Raw genomic sequence first — 19,977 nt, 5'->3', positions numbered from 1 at the left:
TAATACTGACTAAAATCTAAAATCAACAATGATCAAGAAAATATACTAACAATCAGACTAGCGCTTTAGCTGTGCCTTATTTAGAATACCGAAAACTATTTAGTAACAGGCATAAGCCCCTTCTTAAATAAGCTAGTAAATTGCCACGCTAAATAACAAAACTTAAGCAGCAGCACCAAGACTAAGCAGCACAAAAAACAAGCAGCACCAAGGAACACATGAGTAAATTAAAAAGCCTACTTACCCCGATTCTAGCAAAACGCAAAGGAAAAAATGCTGATAAGAAAACCTGGCATAATTTATACGGCAGCAGTGCCAGTGTCGCTATACTCAACGCAGCACAAATAGCTGAATCCCCTATTCTATTAATTACTCACGATACACCTTCAGCGCTTAAATTTGAGCAAGAGCTTATTAGTATTCAGCCTAAGTCAGATGAAAAATTAACTATTTGCCTGTTCCCCGACTGGGAAACTCTACCTTATGATACCTTCTCACCTCACCAAGATATCATTTCGCAGCGCTTAGCGACTTTGTATCAATTATCTCGAATGGATAAAGGCATCATCATAGTGCCTATTTCCACCTTAGTACAAAAGCTGTCACCTAAACACTATATTGAAGCCAATAGCCTGCAGGTGAAAACTGGTGAGAAAAAAGATCTCCATCAGCTCAGATTAAATCTAGAAGCATGTGGATACCGCTGTGTTGAGCAAGTAATGGAGCATGGTGAATTCTCTGCTCGCGGCGCTATTCTTGATTTATTTCCTATGGGAAGCAAGCAGCCGTTTCGTTTAGACTTTTTCGATGATGAAATTGATGAAATCCGACTATTCGACCCAGAAAACCAGCGCTCAAGTGACAAGGTTGATAGTATTGATTTACTACCAGCACATGAGTTCCCAACAGATAAAGACGGTATCAACCTATTTAGAAGCCAATACCGAGAAGCTTTTAAAACCAATATAGATAAAGAGTCCATTTATCATCAAGTTAGCAATGGAATTTTACCACCGGGTATCGAATATTATTTACCACTGTTCTTTGAAAGCACCAACACCTTATGTGATTACCTTAATGATGACACCTTAATTATTGTCTCAGGTGATATCGACAAATCACTGCAGCAATATTGGCTTGATATAGAATATCGCTATGAAAACAGGCGTTATGATCCAACCAGACCATTATTATCACCAGAGCAGCTATTTCTTGATAGTGAAGCACTTTATAGCGCATTAAAACCGTTTGATCGCATAACCATTAAGCCAGCAGTTACTGAGCTAGCACAAGAAGATACACCAGAAAAAAGTAAAACTAGCGCAATCACCTATGACGTTACTCCATTACCTGATTTAACCATTAACCATAAGTTAAAGCAGCCATTTGCACTGATAAATGATTTTATTAGTGATAAAAGCACTCCAGGTAAAATACTCTTTATTGCCGAAAGCCAAGGCCGACGCGAAAGCGTACTTGAACTATTACTACGTGATGATATTAAGCCGCAACTGTTTGATAGTATTGATGACTTCATTCAATCAGACGCAAGCTTAGGTATTACAGTAAATACCTTAAGCCATGGTTTTATCTTTCAAAGTAAAGGTGTTGCCGCGAAAAATGCTATTGCGCTGATTTCAGAAGCAGAGCTACTTGGCGATCATGTAAGGCAAGAGCGACGTCAAAATAAATCATCTGATATACAAGCCGATGCCTTATTTAAAAACCTTGCAGAATTATCAATAGGCCAGCCTGTTGTGCATATAGAGCACGGTATTGGCCGCTACATGGGCTTGCAAACGCTAGAAACCGGCGATATAAAAACCGAGTTCCTTACTTTAAGCTATGCAAATGATGCCAAACTTTATGTCCCTGTCGCCTCACTGCACTTAATCGGTCGCTATTCAGGTAGCGACAACGACAATGCGCCGCTTCATAAACTTGGCAATGACGCTTGGAGTAAAGCAAAGCAAAAAGCTGCAGAAAAAGTACGCGATGTTGCAGCAGACTTACTCGATATTTACGCCAAACGTGCAAGTCATCAAGGCTATAGTTTTAATCGAAATAAAGAAGATTATCAAAGCTTTTGCGATAGCTTTGGCTTTGAAGAAACCTTTGATCAAAAGCAAGCAATTAATGCCGTTGTGAGCGACATGCTTTCGCCAAAACCTATGGACAGGCTTGTCTGTGGCGATGTTGGCTTTGGTAAAACCGAAGTGGCTATGCGTGCAGCTTTTATCGCCGTTAACGACTCTAAGCAAGTGGCTATTTTAGTACCGACGACATTACTTGCTCAGCAACATTATGAAAACTTTAGAGACAGGTTTGCCAATTGGCCGGTGAGCATAGAAGTATTATCTCGATTTAAAACCGCCAAACAGCAAAATGAGGTCATCGCACAAGTTGAATCAGGTCAAATTGATATTCTTATCGGTACCCATAAACTGCTACAAAACAGCATAAAGTACAAAGATTTAGGATTACTTGTTGTTGATGAAGAGCACAGATTTGGTGTTAAACAAAAAGAGAAAATAAAGCAACTGCGCAGTAATGTTGATATCTTAACCTTAACGGCAACCCCGATCCCAAGAACGCTTAATATGGCGATGGGCGGTATGCGAGACTTATCTATTATTGCGACACCACCAGCAAAACGTTTAGCGGTAAAAACCTTTGTTAGACAAAGAGATGATGCGCTCATTAGAGAGTCAATTCTCAGGGAAACCTTACGTGGTGGCCAAGTTTATTTTTTACATAACCATGTCGATACCATAGAAAAAACCGCGGCAGATATTCAAGCATTAGTGCCAGAAGCACGCATTATTACCGCCCACGGTCAAATGCGCGAACGTGACCTAGAGCGCATCATGAGTGACTTTTATCACCAGCGCTATAACGTAATCGTCTGTACCACCATTATAGAAACCGGTATTGACGTACCCAGTGCGAACACCATTATTATGGATAGAGCCGATCATCTTGGCTTAGCTCAACTGCACCAATTACGCGGGCGTGTTGGTCGTTCGCACCATCAAGCCTATGCTTATTTATTAACGCCACATGAAAAGCGCATTACTAAAGATGCTAAAAAGCGCCTTGATGCCATTGCTTCACTGGAAGATTTAGGCGCCGGCTTTACCTTAGCAACCCATGATTTAGAAATTCGTGGCGCTGGTGAGCTGCTTGGTGAAGATCAAAGTGGCTCTATGTGCCAAGTCGGCTTTAGCCTCTATATGGAGATGCTAGATCAAGCCGTGGCAGCACTAAAAGAAGGAAAGCAACCATCACTTGATCAAGTCATGTCTAGCCAAACAGATATCGAACTGCGACTTCCAGCCTTGCTACCTGAAGATTATATTTTCGATGTTAGCCTGCGCCTTAGCCTTTATAAGCGTATTGCCAGCTGTAAAAACAAAACTGAGCTGGACGATATTCAAGTAGAGCTAATTGATCGCTTTGGCTTACTGCCTCAGGCAACAAAAAATCTCATTCACATTGCTAAGTTGCGCTTAAAAGCACAGGCTATAGGTATATCTCGTATTGAAGCTAATGCACAAGGCGGCTCGGTTGAATTTAGTGACAATACTCAAGTTGAACCTATGACAATAATTAACTTAATTCAAACGCAACCAGCGCAATATAAAATGCAAGGTGCCAATAAGCTTAAGTTTATTAAAGCCAGTGAAGACAGCCAAGCTAGATTTACTGTGATAACGAATCTGTTGAATGAATTAGCAAAATAACGCTATCATCATACTGCTTAACAAAAAATAATGAGTGCCGTTATCCATATAACGGCCCGAAATGGACGATTAATGAAACACAAAAACGCCTTCATGCCCTTTATTATTAGCACCTGTTTAACAACAAGTTTAAGCATGATGGCTTTTTCTAGCGCAGCTGCAGAAAAAAAACCACCTCGCTGGTTTGAAATAGAAGTGATTTTATTTCAACAGTTAGGAGACAAAACACTGCTAAAAGAGCAGTTTAACAAGGCTGTAGCATTACCTAAATACAAACGCTCTTTTGATCTGTTGTCATCTTATTTACAGCCAGATATTAGCTCACTAAAACAAAAGCTGCCGCTGTGCTCAAACAGACAACAGCTCTTTTTTGCACCTGACAGTATTATCTACGCAGGCATAAAACCAGAGCATGAATTAATTCAATCAGCGTCTTTATTTAAGGAAAAGTCCTTATCTGATATATCCAGTCAAGCACTGCCCATAGATGATAGCCGCTTTGATGAGTTTATCATTAACGGTATTGAGCCGACTGAGGCTTTAAAAACGGCTGATATTTTAGAGGCAAACACTCAAGAAATTACAAGCAAGGCTCAGGAAGTTAATCAGCAGCCGCAAGCTGTAACTGAAATAGACTCTTTTAACAACGACGAAAAAGAGGTTTTTGTCTCAACACTTTCTGCTGAGCAAATTAAGTTAATTTCACAAGCAGAGCGTTATTTTGAGCAACAGGCGATACCACATTATCAAGCTTTCCCAAACACTCAAGGTAACCGCTTATGTCAAATACCTTACAGCAGCTTTGCCCAATTGCTGACTCCAGCACAATTAAGCACATTTAAGCTAGATGGTTTTCCTGTCGAAAAAACACCTAAGGTTATCTCAGCCAGTGGCCATAGAAATGATGCTAGCCCTTACTTAATTAATAAAGACTCACTGTTACTTGGCGATATGATCACCCGCCTACGTTGGAGTAAAAATTTCAGACCATTAATGCATCTAGGCTGGCGACAAATTGGCATTACCCGAACAAAAGCGATACCAATGCAATTCTTTGCAGGCAAACACTTACAAAATGACTATCAACAAGCATTAAATAGCTACCAATATGCGCTTGCTTTACAAGAAAATGAAGTCGTAAAAGCAAACATTATGCAAGCACCTGCTCTAGATGAACAAGTAGAGCAACAGCAAATAAACCCAGATGAGCAAGCTAAAACATCAGCGAGCGAGCAGCTATTTTCCGCCAAGCTAGCCGCATTAATTAATCAGGCTAAGCAGCTTGATACTAGCAATAGCGAAGACGTTATCAAGCAACTAGGTCAAGAAATACAGCTTGAAATTGCCACTGAAGACTCTGGGGCTATAGCGGCAGATAAAGGCAATGAGCAAAACCTACTCATGGCGCCATTACCTCCAATTCAGCCATGGGAGCTAACCGGGCTGTTTAAAGTACACCTTGATCACTACTTATATATCACCGCTGACTTTAATATCGCAGTTGCAGATACTTCACTTGATGGCAACAGCAATCAAACAGCGTTAACTCAATATAAGCAGGTTAACTTTAGTCAAGACAGACGCGTTATCAGTGGTGAGGTGCACTACTTTGATCATCCTTACATTGGCATGATAGTGCAAATTCGTCGTTTTGATCCCAGCAAGCCAGCCGATGAAGCCGTTAGCCAAGCGGTTCGCTAATTAACTGCAGCTATAGCAACGACTATTAAAAACAATATAACAACTACACATTATTCAATAGGTTAAACTAATGGAAAAAGAAATTGAAATTCAAGCAGCCGTGTTTCGCCGCTTATTAGCACATTTAGACAGTAGAAAAGATGTGCAAAATATTGAGCTAATGAACTTAGCTGGTTTTTGCCGTAACTGTTTCAGTAAATGGACGGTCAGTGAAGCAGAAAAGCTTGGCGTTACCATAGACATTGAAACAGCCAGAGAGCAAGTCTATGGCATGCCATATAGCGAGTGGAAAGAAAAACATCAATTGCCAGCAACACCAGAGCAGTTAGAGAAATTTAACCAGTTAAACCCGAAAAAGTAATCGCACTATTATGGCTCTGCTTCCTTGCTAGGACACTTTGCCGGGAAGCAAATATCAAATATAACCCCTTGCTCTTGGTTACTAACCAGCTTAATTTTTCCCGCTAACTTTTGCGTTACTATGGTATGAACAATACTCAAACCTAAACCGCTGCCCCCCTGCTCTCGCTTGGTGGTAAAAAATGGCTCCATAACTTTATCTTGATGTTCCACAGGGATGCCGATGCCATCATCTTGATAGTGAATGTTAATATTACCCTCTGCATTGCCATTTAAGGTAATAATAATTTTGCCACCAGGCTTTTGGCCAAAACCATGTATAAGCGAATTAGTGATCAAATTAGAAACAACCTGAGATAACAAACCTGGGTAAGTATAAAACTGACAATCTTGCTGACAGTCAACTAAAACTGTCGCTTTAGCTCGAGTTAATCGAGGTTTTAAGCTATGCACTATCTCATTAATGTACTCAGATAAAACAATCTGACGCTGCTCTTCACTAATTTGATCAACTGATACCTGTTTAAAGCTCTTAATTAAGTTTCCAGCAGAGACAAGATTACTTGAGACAACTTGCATTGACTCAGTAGCGCTGGCAATAAATTTTTCCATATCAGATTTAGTTAACTCGCCCTTAGCAATTTGCTCTTCAATACGCGCTATTTTATCTGACATTAAACTCGCCGCAGTAATACCAATACTTATCGGCGTATTGACATCATGAGCAACACTTGCCAGCATTCGCCCTAAACCATCAATCTTTTCCGACTCCATTAATTGCTGGCGTTTTTCTAGTGCCTGTGTTTTTAACAAAGCCTGCTTAAAAGTGGTGAATGCTTTTGCCATTTGCCCTATTTCCAAGGTAGATGAAGCCAGATCAACTTGCGCGTCAACATTGCCATCCCCCAATTCAACCATAGCTTTGGAAATATAGCTTACGTGTTTAGTAATACGCCGCGTCACAAAGAAGAAAATCACCATTAATAAAACGTAAGCAAACATAATAAAAATAACGATAGCACTACTAATTTGTTCTGCTAAAGCCATTTGTTTGGTAATATCTGTGCTTATTTCAAGTACGCCACGCACATCACCTAACTGCCAATCAGCTTTAGGCGTTAATGGATGGTTATTATGACAATCAACACAAGCTTGTACTTGCATTTGATCCGCGATTGCTACCTTAAAAGACTTTTATCTCCTTGAATTTCTAAAGTTTCAATCACTTTCTCTGGTTGTTGATTTAATGCAAACCAAGCTTTTTCTTCAAATTTATCTAAATGGCGTTGCTCACGTTGTGGAAATGGGTAATGACTATATAAACGTAATTGGCTGCCATTTTTATCGAACAGCTCACTCAAGTCATGAATCATAGTCGCAGGTAAAGGAATGGTATCGCTTTTATTGTAGTGATCAATGGCTACCAACATATCAGTATTATCTTGTACCTTCTTGACAATATGCTGCGTGTAGTAAGCACGTAAGGTCTTAATCTGTTGAAGCGCATTAATCGAATTATGTGAGACTTGAGATTGGATTATTCTTTTTACAAAACTTGGCGTAGTGAAACTCACCAGCAAGACAATAACCAGCATAGCCATAGCAATGGGGAATATAATTTGAAAACGCAATGTCCTTTGTTTATTCATATTACATTATAATTTCTGGTGAGATGGCCCAATTAAGCCTGGTGTAAAAGTAGATCGTAGTCCTTTAACCTTAAGACAATTTCGACATATTTCAATGAGTAACCTTGTAGTTAAAGATAGACATATATACGCCGTTTTAACAGCCGTAAATTAACATAACACTTTCCTCTGTACAGGCACCGAATAGACTCTGATAAATTGCTTGTAAACAATCGCAAATTGTATACAATCGACAATACTATAATTCTAGTAGATAAATATTGTTATGAGTCAAATTCAACGAACTCCTTTTCAGAGTGCTTTTTATGTCGCCAATACCATGGAGATATTTGAGCGCTTAGCTTGGTACGGTATGTACACCTTACTAGCAAGTTATATTATGACCCCAGCTACACAAGGCGGTTTAGGTTTAGGCAACACAGAGCGTGGCTTAATCATGGGTGTTGTACCATTTTTCTTATATCTATTTCCTGTTATTTCAGGTGCGCTAGCAGATAGATTTGGTTATAGAAAAATGTTCCTGTTATCTTTTGCTTTAATGGCGCCTAGCTATTATTTATTAGGCTATGCCAAAGATTTAGCCAGTTTTATGAGTATCTTTATGCTCATCGCCTTAGGCGCAGGTATATTTAAACCTGTCGTCACCGCTACCATTAGTAGAACAACCGATGAAACTAACCGAGGCTTGGGCTTTGGTATTTTCTATATGATGGTAAATATTGGTGGTTTCTTAGGGCCAGTAATTGCACCCATAGTGCAAAAGAACTACGGCTGGGAATGGGTGTTTGTTTTTGCCTGTATTTGGATTTCTGTCAACTTTATACCTGCACTGTTCTTCTATAAAGAACCAAGCAGAGAAGCCAAAAACAAATCATTGAAACAAGTTTTTCAAGAGATGCAACAGGTTTTAGGTAATGGTCGTTTAGCACTTGCTGTTGTACCTCTGCTTATTTTACTGGTCTCTTACTACGCAGGTTTTATTACCAGCGGGAAATTAACAACAATAATCGCAGTAGTATTGATTGTTTCAGCCCTGTTATGGGACCTAGTTATTGCCAAGCTACCAACAAAAGCAAATGAAACACCCGCTTGGTATCTACAAAAAATGCGTGTTGGTAATAAGCCATTTATGACTTACTTACTGATTTTGACGGGCTTTTGGACTGTATACCTACAAATTTTTATCACTTTACCTGTTTATGTAAGAGATTATGTAGATACCAGTGATTTAGTGCGTCTATTACACTCAATCAGCCCATGGTTACATGACATATTTACAGCAGTTAACTTAGAAACCTTAGCCAGTGAAATCGCACGTTTAGCAGAAAAGTTCAACACCATTGAACTACAGCAAGCACAAGGGGCGATGAAAGAAATCACCACTACATTAGCAGCGCTTGATGTACGTATTCCAGCACAAGAATTAAAACAAAGCTTTGAAACCTTAGCACAGGTGCAACAATCAACAGGCTCAACCCTAGAATTAAGTGAGCAACTTGCCAGCAAGTGGGCGAATGATTATCGACAAATGAACCCGGCCACTATTTTAAGTCTAGACTTTTTAATGATCATATTATTCCAAGTAGTCATTAGCCGTTTTATTGACAAGTTTAAGCCATTACCAACGCTAATCGCTGGTACAGCCATTTTATCTTTCTCTATGTTAATGAATAGTGCTGGTCATGCCGTTGTCTTTGGCGGTTTATTAGTGGCCTGCTCAGTTATTGTTTTTGCTATTGGTGAAATGACAGCATCACCAAAGAGTCAAGAGTATGTTGCTTCATTTGCTCCAGCTGATAAAGCAGCCATGTTTATGGGTTACTATTTTGTCTCTATGGCATTAGGTAACTTATTTGGCGGCTTACTATCTGGTTGGCTTTATGACTCATTAGCAGTCAACCTAAATAACCCAGCGCTAATGTGGGCTGTTATTGCCTTACTTGGCCTAGTAACCTGTGTTGCTTTGTATCTATTTAACCGTCACTTTGTTGATGAGATTGAAAAGCAACAACAATTACAGTTAGAGGCAAGTTAAGCATGCAAATTAGAAAAGTAAACCCTGCCAAGCAATTTGAACAATGGCAAGTAAACACTGAGCAAGAAAGTTATAAAACTATCAATACGCTGGAATGTCACACAGGTGGCGAGCCTTTACGTATTATAACCAGTGGCTTTCCTGAGCTTGCCGGAAACACTATTTTAGCAAAACGTAGAGATTGTCAGGAAAACCATGACGATCTTCGCCGCGCCCTGATGTTTGAACCACGCGGTCATGCCGATATGTATGGCGCGATTATTACTGAAGCAGAACGAGAAAATAGCCATTTTGGTGCTATTTTTATCCACAACGAAGGCTATAGCACCATGTGTGGCCATGCGGTAATTGCCCTAGCGAAGTGTGCTGTTGAGTCGGGTGTGGTTGAGCAAACAGGTCAAGTAACCGAGGTTGTTATTGATGTACCTTGTGGGCAAATTTTTGCCAAAGCCTTTGCAGAAGGTAATATTATTACTCAGGTAACCTTTAACTGTGTGCCATCTTTTGTTTTAGCAAAAGAGCAAAGTGTTGATGTTGATGGTATTGGCAAGGTTGATTTTGATGTTGCCTTTGGCGGCGCATTTTACGCCTACGTTGATGCTGCAAAGCTCAATTTATCACTCGAGCCTAAAAACCAAGAGACCTTAATTGATTATGGCCGCAAAATTAAAGCCGCTGTGATGAATCAAATGGCTATTGAGCACCCTGTAGAAGAAGATTTAAGCTTTTTATATGGGGTTATTTTTATCGATAAATCACCTAATGCCGATGTTCACAGTCGTAATGTCTGTATTTTTGCTGACGGTGAGCTAGATAGAAGCCCTACTGGCAGTGGTGTTAGTGGCCGCATTGCTTTACACGTTGCCAAAGAAGAAGTGGCGCTAGAGCAAGCCATTATTATAGAAAGTATTTTAGGTAGCCAATTCAATGTTAAAGCCATCGAAAAACTTGACTTTGCAGGCTTTGATGCTGTCATCCCTCAAGTCACAGGCGATGCGCATATTTGTGGTAAAGCACAATGGTTAATCAACCAAGCTGATCCACTAAAATACGGTTTTTTATTAAGATAAACGAATTTAAAGAGAGTAACTATGAAACTTAATCGCTTACGCCAACAAGTCTTCACTCAGTCACAAAGTGCGATGATCATTTTCAGTGATATCAACATCACCTATTTGTCAGGCTTTACAGGTCATGCTGCCACATTAGTGTTCACAGAGCACAACAATTACCTACTGACTGATTATCGTTACGTTGAGCAAGCCGAAAAACAAGCAACTGAATTTACAGTGATTTGTCGTGACCGCGCTAACCAAAGCTTAGCATCATTAATTGCTGAGTTATTGCTAAAAGATAACTGTCAACAAGTAAACTTTGAAAGTGATCACATCAGCGTTGAACAGTGGCAACAAATTCAAGCAGAGATCCAACAACAAGCCAATATTAGCGAATTTATTGGCAAAACCGGTATTGTTGAAACCTTTAGAATGGTTAAAAGCCAAGATGAAATTGACTCGATTCGCCAAGCGGCAAAAATTGCTGACCAAGCCCTAGCTAATATTCTACCTTTAGTGAAAGAAGGCATTAGTGAGCGCGAATTATCTAACGAACTTGAGTATCAAATGGCTAAACTTGGCTCTGAAGAGCTCTCTTTTGCCACCATTTTATTATTTGGTGCTCGTGCTGCCATGCCGCATGGTATCCCGTCGGCATCAGTAAAATTAAAACGAGGCGACTTTATTCTGGTTGACTTTGGTGCTGTGGTAAATGGCTACCGCTCAGATATGACGCGTACCTTTATCTTTGCTGAAGCTGACGAAAAACAAAAGTCTATCTACCAAACCGTAAAAGATTCTCAACAAGCAGCACTTGATGCCATTAAAGAAGGTATCGAAGGTAAAGCATTGCAAAAGATTGCTGACGATATCTTAATTGCTAGTGAATATGGTAAATATCGTGGTGAAGGATTAGGCCATGGTGTTGGCTTGCAGCTGCATGAGTGGCCATTTATCGGTCCACATTGTGACTATAAAATGGAGCTAGGCTGCGTATTTACCGTTGAACCAGGCATTTATATCCCTGATTGGGGTGGTGTAAGAATTGAAGATGATGTCGTCTTAACCGAGAACGGTCTTGAAATCCTTAATGAATCACCAAAAGAGTTAATCATTTTATAATGACTTAGCAGTACTAGAGTGCAAGGCAAGCTTAGCCTTGTACTCTAATGCTGTTGAATTAGCGTTAACAAGAGAACAACATGAAAATCATCAGTACAGAACAAGTACAGCAATCCCTTAACTTTGCCGAGCTGATCCCCTTACTAAAAACGAGTTTTGCTAAGCCGTTTCATATGCCACAGCGCAATGTACTTTCATTAGAACCAGAGAACGACGATAACCATGATGCCTTTGCTTTGCTTCCTTCTTGGAATGAAGAAGTCATTGGCAACAAAATGTTTACCTATTTTCCCGACAATGCTGCCAAACATGACATTCCAGGGCTTTTTTCTAAAATCATGTTATTTAAGCGTGAAACGGGTGAGCCATTAGCATTAGTTGATGGTACAAGTGTTACCTATTGGCGTACTGCGGCGGTTTCCGCTTTAGCAAGTCAACTGCTTTCAAAACCAGATAGCCGTAATTTCATGCTTTTTGGTACAGGCAATCTTTCCGGCTATTTATTAGATGCACATTTATCAGTAAGAGACATCAAGCAAGTAACTATTTGGGGGCGAAGCCAAGAAAAAGTTGCCCAGCTAATTGAAAGCTATAGCACAAAATACCCTGCCGTTAACTTTCGTGTAAGCCAAGATGTTAATGTTGAAGTTGCCAGTAGCGATATCATCTGTTGTGCTACAGGCTCACACAGCCCATTATTTAATGGTGAAGCACTAAGCCCTGGCACTCATGTTGATTGTTTAGGTAACCATATGCCTAACGCTCGAGAATGTGACAGCACAACAATCACCAAAGCAAGAGTATACGTTGATAGCCTAACCAATACCTTAAATGAGGCCGGAGAAATACTTATTCCTATTGAAGAAGGTGTATTTAATGCAAAAGATATCGTAGGTGAATTAGCTGATATGTGTAAAAACCCTGATCTGCTTCGTCAATCGGATGAGGAAATCACGGTATTTAAATCTGTAGGCACAGCGATTAGTGACCTTATTGCAGCCCACTTAGTATTTAAAAAGAATAGTTAGAGGTTAGTTAAGGCTCTTTTTAACTATAAAGTAAGCTAATTAAGAGAAGGCCCCCCTGCCTTCTCTTAATAACTCACTAGGGGTTGTTGATCTTTGCTGTACATATCTTGTTCAGCAGTACATCGGTAGCCACATTAACATAAATGCCAGCGATACCATGCTGGCATAATTCCTTCCTAATTTATCATATCTCGTTGAAATAGCTCTAAAATGCTTGATTCTCGCAAATGCATTTTCAACCAAATGACGATATTTGTATAAGCACCAATCCATGCTTGTTTTATCTATGTCTTGTCCGTAATTACGTTTGGCAATAACCGTTACCCCGCCCAGCTCTCGAACAAATTTGCGAAATGGCTCACTGTCATACCCTTTATCACAAACTACGGTATTTACATCATCTAACTGCGCTACCAAACTTTCTGCATGAACGATGTCGTGTCGTTGACCTTCTGATAGCTCAAAGCAAATTGGCAAACCACCACTATCCACTGCCAAGTGAATTTTAGTTGAATTTCCCCCTCGACTTTTTCCTATTTGTTCAGAATTGTCAGTAGCAGCCCCTGTACTGTGTTGGTGTGCTCGAACTATAGAACCATCAAGAAAGACCCAATCATAATCTGAAAGTTTGGCTAACTCATTGAATAGCATATTCAATAAGCCTTTCTTCGACCACAAATTAAAGCGACGATAAATGCTACTCCAGCCGCCAAACTCTGTTGGTAAATCGCGCCACGGGATGCCTGTTCTCAGTCGATATAATATCCCCTCAAACGTCATTCTGTGTTTTGGTTTGTTGTATATGCGGCCAGTGCTCTTCATTACTTGAAGTAGCTTTAACCACCGCTTATCAGTTAGCATTAGTCTAGGCATGGTATTGAGTTGTTAGTTTACTTTTGGCGAAGCAAATTATAACGCTTTACCATGCCGCTCAAAAAACACTCGCGAAAGATCAACAGCCCCTAATCAATAAAATCAATTTTATCCTCATACGCCGATAAAATAGCACTGACCCGAGTACCTAATGCTCTTGTTCCTCTTCTTACTTGAATGCATCTAGCCTGCCTAAGCTCAGTTCGTTTTAACTGATTAATATCCATCGCCTCTTTGCCATCAATAATAAATAATGTTGCCCGTTTAGTTTTGCTCATTAAAGTACTCCGCCAGTTTCATCTGCGTAGGAATCAACACACTCAGTTGATAAATCAATTATTTGTCTACTCCAGCCGTTAATAATGCCATTAGCCTGATGATCGATAAAAATAAAGGTTGCATTGGTTTTTCTTTCATTTTCACCCAGTTGTGCAATCGGCATTGAGGTTTGAAAGTTATGATCGTAATAAATATCGACAAAAGCATTGGAGTGCTGACCATCTAAATAGACAAGCCAGCGAGCACTTTGTGATTCAGCCTTATAATTTAAGCGAAAAGGCTCGTGACCATCTTGATAAAAAATAAGATAAAAATCCTCTACTGCTGGCTCTAAGGTTGAGAACTTTTCTTCTAGGCTTAAACAACTTGCTATCGCCCCTTCAATAGGCTTGGGGTTATTAATGGCTAAAATAGGGTCTGGTACTGCCTCTGGCTCAGAGGAGTTACAGGCAATAAGCAATGAGCTTAAAACGCCTACGACAAATAAGTTTCTAATCATAAAATCTAGTCAATCTGCTGAAAATTAAAAAACACATCAAAGGTAAGAAAGCAGCAAATGAAATGACTCATATGCTTCGTAGAAACAGTTTATTTGTAAGAAAAAACGAAAACTGTGCTTATTCGTCAGTTTGCTGTAGTAATTTGTTATATATCAAAAAGGGCGAAATTAAATTCCAAATACGCCCTATTGCCCGTTATCATAGAGATACAAACCAATAGACCAAGTGTATTTAACGATAAGCATATATAAACATGTGACTAATCATGTTAAGTAAGACGCCTTTGGTGAAAAAGTGTAATGAAAAGAGTGTAATAAATGAAAGAACCTTTAAAGCAAGTATCTGAAATCGTCGCCAAAGCAAACGATCTTTTTTATCAAAAATACACTGATGTAAATACCATTATTGGTATCATTGACAAAGCGCTTCGACAACAAGGCATGAATACTGATGCCGTCACCATTGATTGTATCGCTCAAAACAAAAAGCTTGTCTTGTTAATGCATGATGACAGACCCGATACCATTGATTTAGCCTTTGGCGATAAAGAGGGAAATATTTTTGCTAGCTCACATTTAGAAATGAAAAGGCTATCAGTTGAGCAAATGCTGGCATTACTTGAGAGTAACTTTGTCGTTAAAAAACATTAACGCCGTATTGGCTTAGGAGAAACTTGCCGTTAATGTTCCTTCTAAGCCTTTTATTGTTCTTTATCGTTATTTAAACTGTGCAATTTCTTGCTCAGATAAATATCGCCACTCACCTGGTGCTAAATCGGCAAGCTTTACATTACCTATGCTTTCTCTATGTAAGCCAACAACACGGTTACCAACCGCGGCAAACATGCGCTTAACTTGATGGTATTTACCTTCAGTAATAGTTAAGAGCACTTCATCAGTATCCACTTGCTGTAAAACCGCAGGCCGAGTTAAATTAGCTTCACCTTGCAATTGAATGCCTGCTTTAAAGTGCTCGACTAAGCCAGGTAATTCATCTGCCATAATCTCATCACGAAGCCAGACACGATAAACCTTAGGACACTGTTTTTTCGGCGAAATAACATTATGAGACCATCTGCCATCATCAGTAATCAACACTAGGCCTGTTGTATCAGCATCTAACCTACCAGCAATGTGTAAATCAAATGCTTTATCAACATCTATAAAATGTAAAACTGACGGATAAATTTCATCAACATTTGAGCAAATGGTTTCGGCGACTTTGTGCAACATAATATAGCGTGAACTTCGCGCGACTAATTCGTGACCATCAATAGTAATACTATTGTTTTCGTGAACTTGCATCGCAGGATCTTTAGCTACTTCACCATTAACTTTGACATCACCTGTTTTAAGCAGCTTTTTGGCTTCGTTTCTACTTAACTCAGTGCTTTTACAAATAAACTTATCTAGGCGCATTACAATCTTTTACTTCACAATAAATACTAAACCGCCATTATCCTCATTGCTCGCGTGCGCGCAATAGTAACTTTTCATTTCTCCAAGGTATTTAATAAGCTATAAAAGCAATTAAATAAAACTCAGCATAAAAAATAAACAGACAAGAAAAAATATTGTTATGATTGATAAAAAATAACCATATTAGCGCAGTCAATTACAAGGAAGCATAATGAAAACCTTGCCTCGCCGATTAAAAAAACACACCATTCGCTATACCGTTGTCAGTATCTTTATTTTGGCGACCCTAATCACAGCCACAGTTGCTATTGGCCTTCAGTATTACTTTAGTAAGTCTATGGCAACAGAAACGGCAAGCGAGCTTTTTCAATTAGCCAGTAAAAACACTAAAAACCATCTACTTGCTACTGATATCAAAGCTGAAAGCTTAACCCTGATCTTAGCGCAAATTGGTGAGCTAGTTGCCGAGAATGAAATTGCTCCTGATACTTACAACATCTTTGCCGAAGTTTTAAAGTCTAATAGCGATTTATATGCTATCTACATCGGACTAGATAACGGTGATTTTTATGAATTAATTAATCTAGAAGCCAGCCCGAAAATTCGCGCGCAAATCAAAGCCTCATATAAAGATCGCTGGGTAAGCGTCACCATTAATGGTCAAGGTGAACAAAGAAAGCGAACCTTTAACTATTTCGATGCAAATATGCAGTTACGTGCCAGCCGTGCAGAGCCAAGCCATTATGATGCCACGACAAGGCCTTGGTTTGTCAATGCCAGTCAGGCAAGTGTTTATAGAACAGATCCCTACCTATTTCAGCATTTACAGGCTCCTGGGCGTACTTATTCAACTAAAGTACCCAACACAAACATTACCCTTGCAGTTGATATTGCCTTATCTTCAATCGATGCTTACCTCACTAAACAGGGCCTCAATGCGCAAGGCAAAACAGATAAAGATATTTACCTTTTTCAGCAATCCGGTGAAATTATATCCACCAATAAAAGTCAAACTAGGCAGCTAAGTACATTAACTAGCTCACCACTGCCATTAACTGTAGCAGAGCAGCAACTGGTGCAGTCAAGTGGCGAAATTATTGTCTCTAATGAAAATGACTGGGCACCGATAGACTTTTCGGTGGCGGGAGCCCCACATGGCTACAGCATTGATTATTTAAATTTAATTAGCCAAATGACCGGCTTAAACTTTAAGTTTGTTAATGGTTTTAGTTGGTTAGAACTAACAGAAAAATTTAAACAAAATGACATAGATATCCTACAACCTATTTTCAAGAACAAAAATAATGCCCAACTCGGCCTGTATTCAAACAGCTTTTTATCACTCCCCTTCGCTATTATTACCCAAGAGTTAGGCCAAGGGAGTGACAATAATATTAGCCATTTATCACAACTTAATGGTAAAGAACTCGCTATACCTGCTGGCTGGTCCATTATAGAAAGTGTTAAAGCACATTTTCCACAAATCAGCATTATTGAGCTTGCCTCAACCAAAGCTGTGCTAGAAGCGGTGGCAAACGGTGAAGTTTATGCGGGCTTAGATAATGAAATTATTTTTAGCTATACACAAAAACAATTCTTTATTGAAAATATCAAATACCACACCAATATCGATTTTTCACCTGCCAAGGTAAGCCATAATTTACATTTTATGGTTAATAAATCGCGAGCTGATTTATTGGCTATTATTAACAAGGCGATTAAACATATTAGCCTTGAGCAACATCAATTTCTTAAAGATAAGTGGTTAAGCGACAAACAAATTGAAAAACAAGAGCTAAGTGTCGTGCCCCATAAAGAGCTTTTGCAACTGACAGAGCGAAAAGATAGCTATGATCAGTTAGTCCCCTTAGAGATTGACGGTGTCTTACATTATATTTACTTAACTCCTGCAAACCACGATCATAGTGAATTTTTAGCCATATTAACGCCAAGTGACAGTATTTTTGCTTCCAGTAATGCCAAGGTGCAGCTTTCTATTCTAATCACCTCTGTCTGTCTGTTTTTTGTTTTACCGGTAAGCTGGCTATTTTCAGGCCCCATAGTAAAACCAATAAAACAACTTGCCCAAGAGAATGAAAAAATTAAGAACAGGCAATATGCAAGCGTGACCAAAGTTGCAACAAACATTAAAGAAATTGACGCATTGGCAGTCTCTCTAGTTGAAATGTCTAGCGCTATTCAACACCATGAAAAGAGCCAAATAGAGTTAATGGATGCTTTTATCCAATTAATTGCCCAAACCATAGATGATAAGTCCCCTTATACAGGCAATCACTGTAAGCGTGTTCCTGATTTAGGCTTATCATTAGCAAATGCCGCAGCAGAATCAAACAGCCCGCCATTTAAGGACTTTTCTTTTAAATCAGAAGAAGAGTACCGAGAGTTTAAAACCGCGGCCTGGTTACATGATTGCGGGAAAATTATTACCCCAGAGCACATAGTTGATAAAGGTTCAAAGCTTGAAACTATTTACAACCGCATTCACGAAGTCCGTATGCGCTTTGAAGTGTTATGGCGTGATGCTGAAATTGAGTTTCATCAACAACTCGCGAAAAATCCAGAGCAAAAACAGCAATTAAGCGCAGCATTAGCCGATAAACAGCAACAACTAACTGACGATTTTGCCTTTATCGCCAGTGCCAATGTTGGCGGCGAATTTATGAGTGATGATAAGGTGGCACGCTTAACTGAACTAGCCAAAATAACCTGGCAACGACACTTCGACGATACCTTAGGCTTATCTCCGGTTGAAGAGCTAAACCTTAAAAGCAGCAAGCCAACATTGCCAGCAACAGAAACCCTGCTAATTGATAAGCCAGAGCATATTATTGCCAGAACAAATGCACCAAACTTTGATGATAAATTAGGCATAAAAATGACAATTCCTGAACATCAATACAATCTTGGTGAGCTATACAACTTATCTATATCTAGAGGCACATTAACCGCCGAAGACAGGTTTAAAATTAATGAGCACATCATTGGCACAATTAAGATGTTAGACAAACTGCCCTTCCCGAAAGAGCTGGCTAGAGTCCCCAGATACGCATCGACACACCATGAAACCCTGATAGGTACAGGTTATCCTCGAAAATTGAGCGCAGAAGATTTATCCATTCCAGAAAGAGTGCTAGTGATAGCCGATATCTTTGAAGCGCTAACAGCAGGTGATAGACCCTATAAAAAAGCAAAGTCGCTTAGTGTCGCCATTGATATCTTGCATAAATTTGCCTTAGAGCAGCATATTGACTTTGATCTATTTGAGCTGTTCTTAACATCGGGAGTCTATTTAGATTTCGCCGAAAAACATATGAAAGACGAGCAAATAGATAAGGTGAATATTGCTCAGTATATTCGCAAAAATAAACAAGAAATAGCCATAGCGAGTTAAAGCAAGTTAAGCCTAACTAGGCCTAACTTGGCTTAGTTAGAGCTTGTTTTGCATAGAGAATAATAGCCAAAAAAAATCCTGCCTCGGCAGGATTTTTTATCAACTAATCAACTAAGTTAATCGTTTATTATTTCTTAAACTGTTTGCGTGAAGCAAAACCTAATAAACCTAAGGCAATAAGCGCGACACTGGTTGGCTCAGGAATACTTGCAGCATTTAAACTTGCTACATTTAAGTTATTCCACTGGTTAGCATCATTTTTAAAACGAATTGAGCTAGCACCATTACAACAATGTTCAGCCCAGAAAATATCAACCACTTTATTCGCGCGCGTTAAGTCGTTTAAAGCGACAGTGAAAACATCTGAATTATTCCAGTTATATCCCCACCATAAATCATCAGTTCTTGACTGTACAAGTTGACCATCTAAATAAACAGCAGCGCCAAAACCTGCATCTAAACCTAATTCAAAGATCCAGTTAGTGTTTGCTCTATCAATATTTAAATCGATTTGTACATGGCTAAAACTGTCATTACCAGACTGAACTCGAGTAAAGTCTAATAATTCAGTGCTGGTAATTGCCGATAACTGTGCATTCCATGACGCCATAAAGTCAGTATTATCGATACCATGATTTGGCGCATCGTGATCTAAACCACGAGTTTCAAACGTAATTAGCGTTGCACTAGCATTGGCACAAAGTAATAACGCCGTGGCACAAAGTGTTTTTATATTCTTTAAAATCATTACTACATTTTCCATTATTCAAAAAAATTATGACAAAAAAATCACTCGCCCTAT

The 19,977-nt window shown here is 39.3% G+C and carries 16 protein-coding genes; 9 read left to right on the top strand and 7 right to left on the bottom strand.

The window, feature by feature from the left end; all coding sequences use genetic code 11:
* Positions 1–218 precede the first annotated feature (218 nt).
* From mfd to EMK97_RS00505, 3 genes are all read left to right on the top strand, one after another.
* Positions 219–3,743: a transcription-repair coupling factor gene (gene mfd / locus EMK97_RS00515; protein ID WP_130598435.1), complete on the top strand. Its 3,525-nt coding sequence runs from the start codon at positions 219–221 to the stop codon at positions 3,741–3,743.
* 72 nt (positions 3,744–3,815) lie between these two features.
* On the top strand, positions 3,816–5,444 hold the full coding sequence (locus EMK97_RS00510) for a CsiV family protein (RefSeq protein WP_170176690.1): 1,629 nt from the start codon (positions 3,816–3,818) through the stop codon (positions 5,442–5,444).
* Positions 5,445–5,514: 70 nt separating this feature from the next.
* Entirely contained in the window at positions 5,515–5,805 is a 291-nt protein-coding gene (locus EMK97_RS00505; RefSeq protein WP_130598431.1) for a DUF1244 domain-containing protein, read from the top strand.
* A gap of 8 nt (positions 5,806–5,813) precedes the next feature.
* Here the strand turns inward: EMK97_RS00505 and EMK97_RS00500 are convergent, their stop codons facing one another.
* On the bottom strand, positions 5,814–6,968 hold the full coding sequence (locus tag EMK97_RS00500; protein ID WP_130598429.1) for a sensor histidine kinase: 1,155 nt from the start codon (positions 6,966–6,968) through the stop codon (positions 5,814–5,816).
* Between the two features lie 14 nt (positions 6,969–6,982).
* Complete coding sequence (locus EMK97_RS00495; RefSeq protein WP_130598427.1) at positions 6,983–7,453, bottom strand: c-type heme family protein; 471 nt, start codon at positions 7,451–7,453, stop codon at positions 6,983–6,985.
* Between the two features lie 265 nt (positions 7,454–7,718).
* On the opposite strand from EMK97_RS00495, the gene EMK97_RS00490 reads away from it, so the two are divergent.
* From EMK97_RS00490 to lhpI, 4 genes are all read left to right on the top strand, one after another.
* Entirely contained in the window at positions 7,719–9,488 is a 1,770-nt protein-coding gene (locus tag EMK97_RS00490) for an MFS transporter (protein ID WP_130598425.1), read from the top strand.
* A gap of 2 nt (positions 9,489–9,490) precedes the next feature.
* A complete protein-coding gene (locus EMK97_RS00485) occupies positions 9,491–10,558 on the top strand; it encodes a proline racemase family protein (RefSeq protein WP_130598423.1) in 1,068 nt (355 codons plus the stop codon).
* A gap of 21 nt (positions 10,559–10,579) precedes the next feature.
* Positions 10,580–11,665 carry a M24 family metallopeptidase gene (locus tag EMK97_RS00480; RefSeq protein ID WP_130598421.1) on the top strand — a complete coding sequence of 362 codons (1,086 nt, stop codon included), beginning with the start codon at positions 10,580–10,582 and terminating at the stop codon, positions 11,663–11,665.
* Positions 11,666–11,745: 80 nt separating this feature from the next.
* Positions 11,746–12,693: a bifunctional Delta(1)-pyrroline-2-carboxylate/Delta(1)-piperideine-2-carboxylate reductase gene (gene lhpI, locus EMK97_RS00475; protein ID WP_130598419.1), complete on the top strand. Its 948-nt coding sequence runs from the start codon at positions 11,746–11,748 to the stop codon at positions 12,691–12,693.
* Between the two features lie 111 nt (positions 12,694–12,804).
* On the opposite strand, the gene EMK97_RS00470 is transcribed toward lhpI, so the two are convergent.
* The 3 genes from EMK97_RS00470 to EMK97_RS00465 form a co-directional block, all read right to left on the bottom strand.
* A complete protein-coding gene (locus tag EMK97_RS00470; RefSeq protein ID WP_130598256.1) occupies positions 12,805–13,566 on the bottom strand; it encodes an IS5 family transposase in 762 nt (253 codons plus the stop codon).
* An 89-nt stretch (positions 13,567–13,655) separates the two neighbouring features.
* Positions 13,656–13,844: a hypothetical protein gene (locus EMK97_RS18965; protein WP_170176689.1), complete on the bottom strand. Its 189-nt coding sequence runs from the start codon at positions 13,842–13,844 to the stop codon at positions 13,656–13,658.
* Positions 13,844–14,344, bottom strand: coding sequence for a hypothetical protein (locus tag EMK97_RS00465; protein WP_130598417.1), 501 nt, complete (start codon positions 14,342–14,344; stop codon positions 13,844–13,846). Before EMK97_RS00465 ends, EMK97_RS18965 begins: the two co-directional genes overlap by 1 nt.
* A gap of 318 nt (positions 14,345–14,662) precedes the next feature.
* Here EMK97_RS00465 and EMK97_RS00460 point away from each other — a divergent pair, with 318 nt between their 5' ends.
* Positions 14,663–14,995, top strand: a complete 333-nt coding sequence (locus EMK97_RS00460) for a hypothetical protein (RefSeq protein WP_130598415.1) — start codon at positions 14,663–14,665, stop codon at positions 14,993–14,995.
* A 66-nt stretch (positions 14,996–15,061) separates the two neighbouring features.
* Here the strand turns inward: EMK97_RS00460 and EMK97_RS00455 are convergent, their stop codons facing one another.
* Positions 15,062–15,763 carry a pseudouridine synthase gene (locus tag EMK97_RS00455; RefSeq protein ID WP_130598413.1) on the bottom strand — a complete coding sequence of 234 codons (702 nt, stop codon included), beginning with the start codon at positions 15,761–15,763 and terminating at the stop codon, positions 15,062–15,064.
* A gap of 211 nt (positions 15,764–15,974) precedes the next feature.
* Between EMK97_RS00455 and EMK97_RS00450 the strand changes: the two genes are divergently transcribed.
* Positions 15,975–19,175, top strand: coding sequence for an HD domain-containing phosphohydrolase (locus EMK97_RS00450; RefSeq protein WP_130598411.1), 3,201 nt, complete (start codon positions 15,975–15,977; stop codon positions 19,173–19,175).
* Positions 19,176–19,302: 127 nt separating this feature from the next.
* On the opposite strand, the gene EMK97_RS00445 is transcribed toward EMK97_RS00450, so the two are convergent.
* Entirely contained in the window at positions 19,303–19,923 is a 621-nt protein-coding gene (locus tag EMK97_RS00445) for a CCXG family PEP-CTERM protein (protein ID WP_170176688.1), read from the bottom strand.
* Between the last annotated feature and the right edge of the window lie 54 nt (positions 19,924–19,977).

Source organism: Litorilituus sediminis, from assembly GCF_004295665.1.
Taxonomy (GTDB): domain Bacteria; phylum Pseudomonadota; class Gammaproteobacteria; order Enterobacterales; family Alteromonadaceae; genus Colwellia; species Colwellia sediminis.
The sequence above is the reverse complement of the archived record's forward strand: the minus strand, read 5'-3'. Positions and strand labels throughout refer to the sequence as shown.

Coding starts and splice junctions, on each gene's coding strand:
- mfd (WP_130598435.1), top strand. CDS start 219: ATGAGTAAATTAAAAAGCCTACTTACCCCGATTCTAGCAAAACGCAAA.
- EMK97_RS00510 (WP_170176690.1), top strand. CDS start 3,816: ATGAAACACAAAAACGCCTTCATGCCCTTTATTATTAGCACCTGTTTA.
- EMK97_RS00505 (WP_130598431.1), top strand. CDS start 5,515: ATGGAAAAAGAAATTGAAATTCAAGCAGCCGTGTTTCGCCGCTTATTA.
- EMK97_RS00500 (WP_130598429.1), bottom strand. CDS start 6,968: ATGCAAGTACAAGCTTGTGTTGATTGTCATAATAACCATCCATTAACG.
- EMK97_RS00495 (WP_130598427.1), bottom strand. CDS start 7,453: ATGAATAAACAAAGGACATTGCGTTTTCAAATTATATTCCCCATTGCT.
- EMK97_RS00490 (WP_130598425.1), top strand. CDS start 7,719: ATGAGTCAAATTCAACGAACTCCTTTTCAGAGTGCTTTTTATGTCGCC.
- EMK97_RS00485 (WP_130598423.1), top strand. CDS start 9,491: ATGCAAATTAGAAAAGTAAACCCTGCCAAGCAATTTGAACAATGGCAA.
- EMK97_RS00480 (WP_130598421.1), top strand. CDS start 10,580: ATGAAACTTAATCGCTTACGCCAACAAGTCTTCACTCAGTCACAAAGT.
- lhpI (WP_130598419.1), top strand. CDS start 11,746: ATGAAAATCATCAGTACAGAACAAGTACAGCAATCCCTTAACTTTGCC.
- EMK97_RS00470 (WP_130598256.1), bottom strand. CDS start 13,566: ATGCCTAGACTAATGCTAACTGATAAGCGGTGGTTAAAGCTACTTCAA.
- EMK97_RS18965 (WP_170176689.1), bottom strand. CDS start 13,844: ATGAGCAAAACTAAACGGGCAACATTATTTATTATTGATGGCAAAGAG.
- EMK97_RS00465 (WP_130598417.1), bottom strand. CDS start 14,344: ATGATTAGAAACTTATTTGTCGTAGGCGTTTTAAGCTCATTGCTTATT.
- EMK97_RS00460 (WP_130598415.1), top strand. CDS start 14,663: ATGAAAGAACCTTTAAAGCAAGTATCTGAAATCGTCGCCAAAGCAAAC.
- EMK97_RS00455 (WP_130598413.1), bottom strand. CDS start 15,763: ATGCGCCTAGATAAGTTTATTTGTAAAAGCACTGAGTTAAGTAGAAAC.
- EMK97_RS00450 (WP_130598411.1), top strand. CDS start 15,975: ATGAAAACCTTGCCTCGCCGATTAAAAAAACACACCATTCGCTATACC.
- EMK97_RS00445 (WP_170176688.1), bottom strand. CDS start 19,923: ATGATTTTAAAGAATATAAAAACACTTTGTGCCACGGCGTTATTACTT.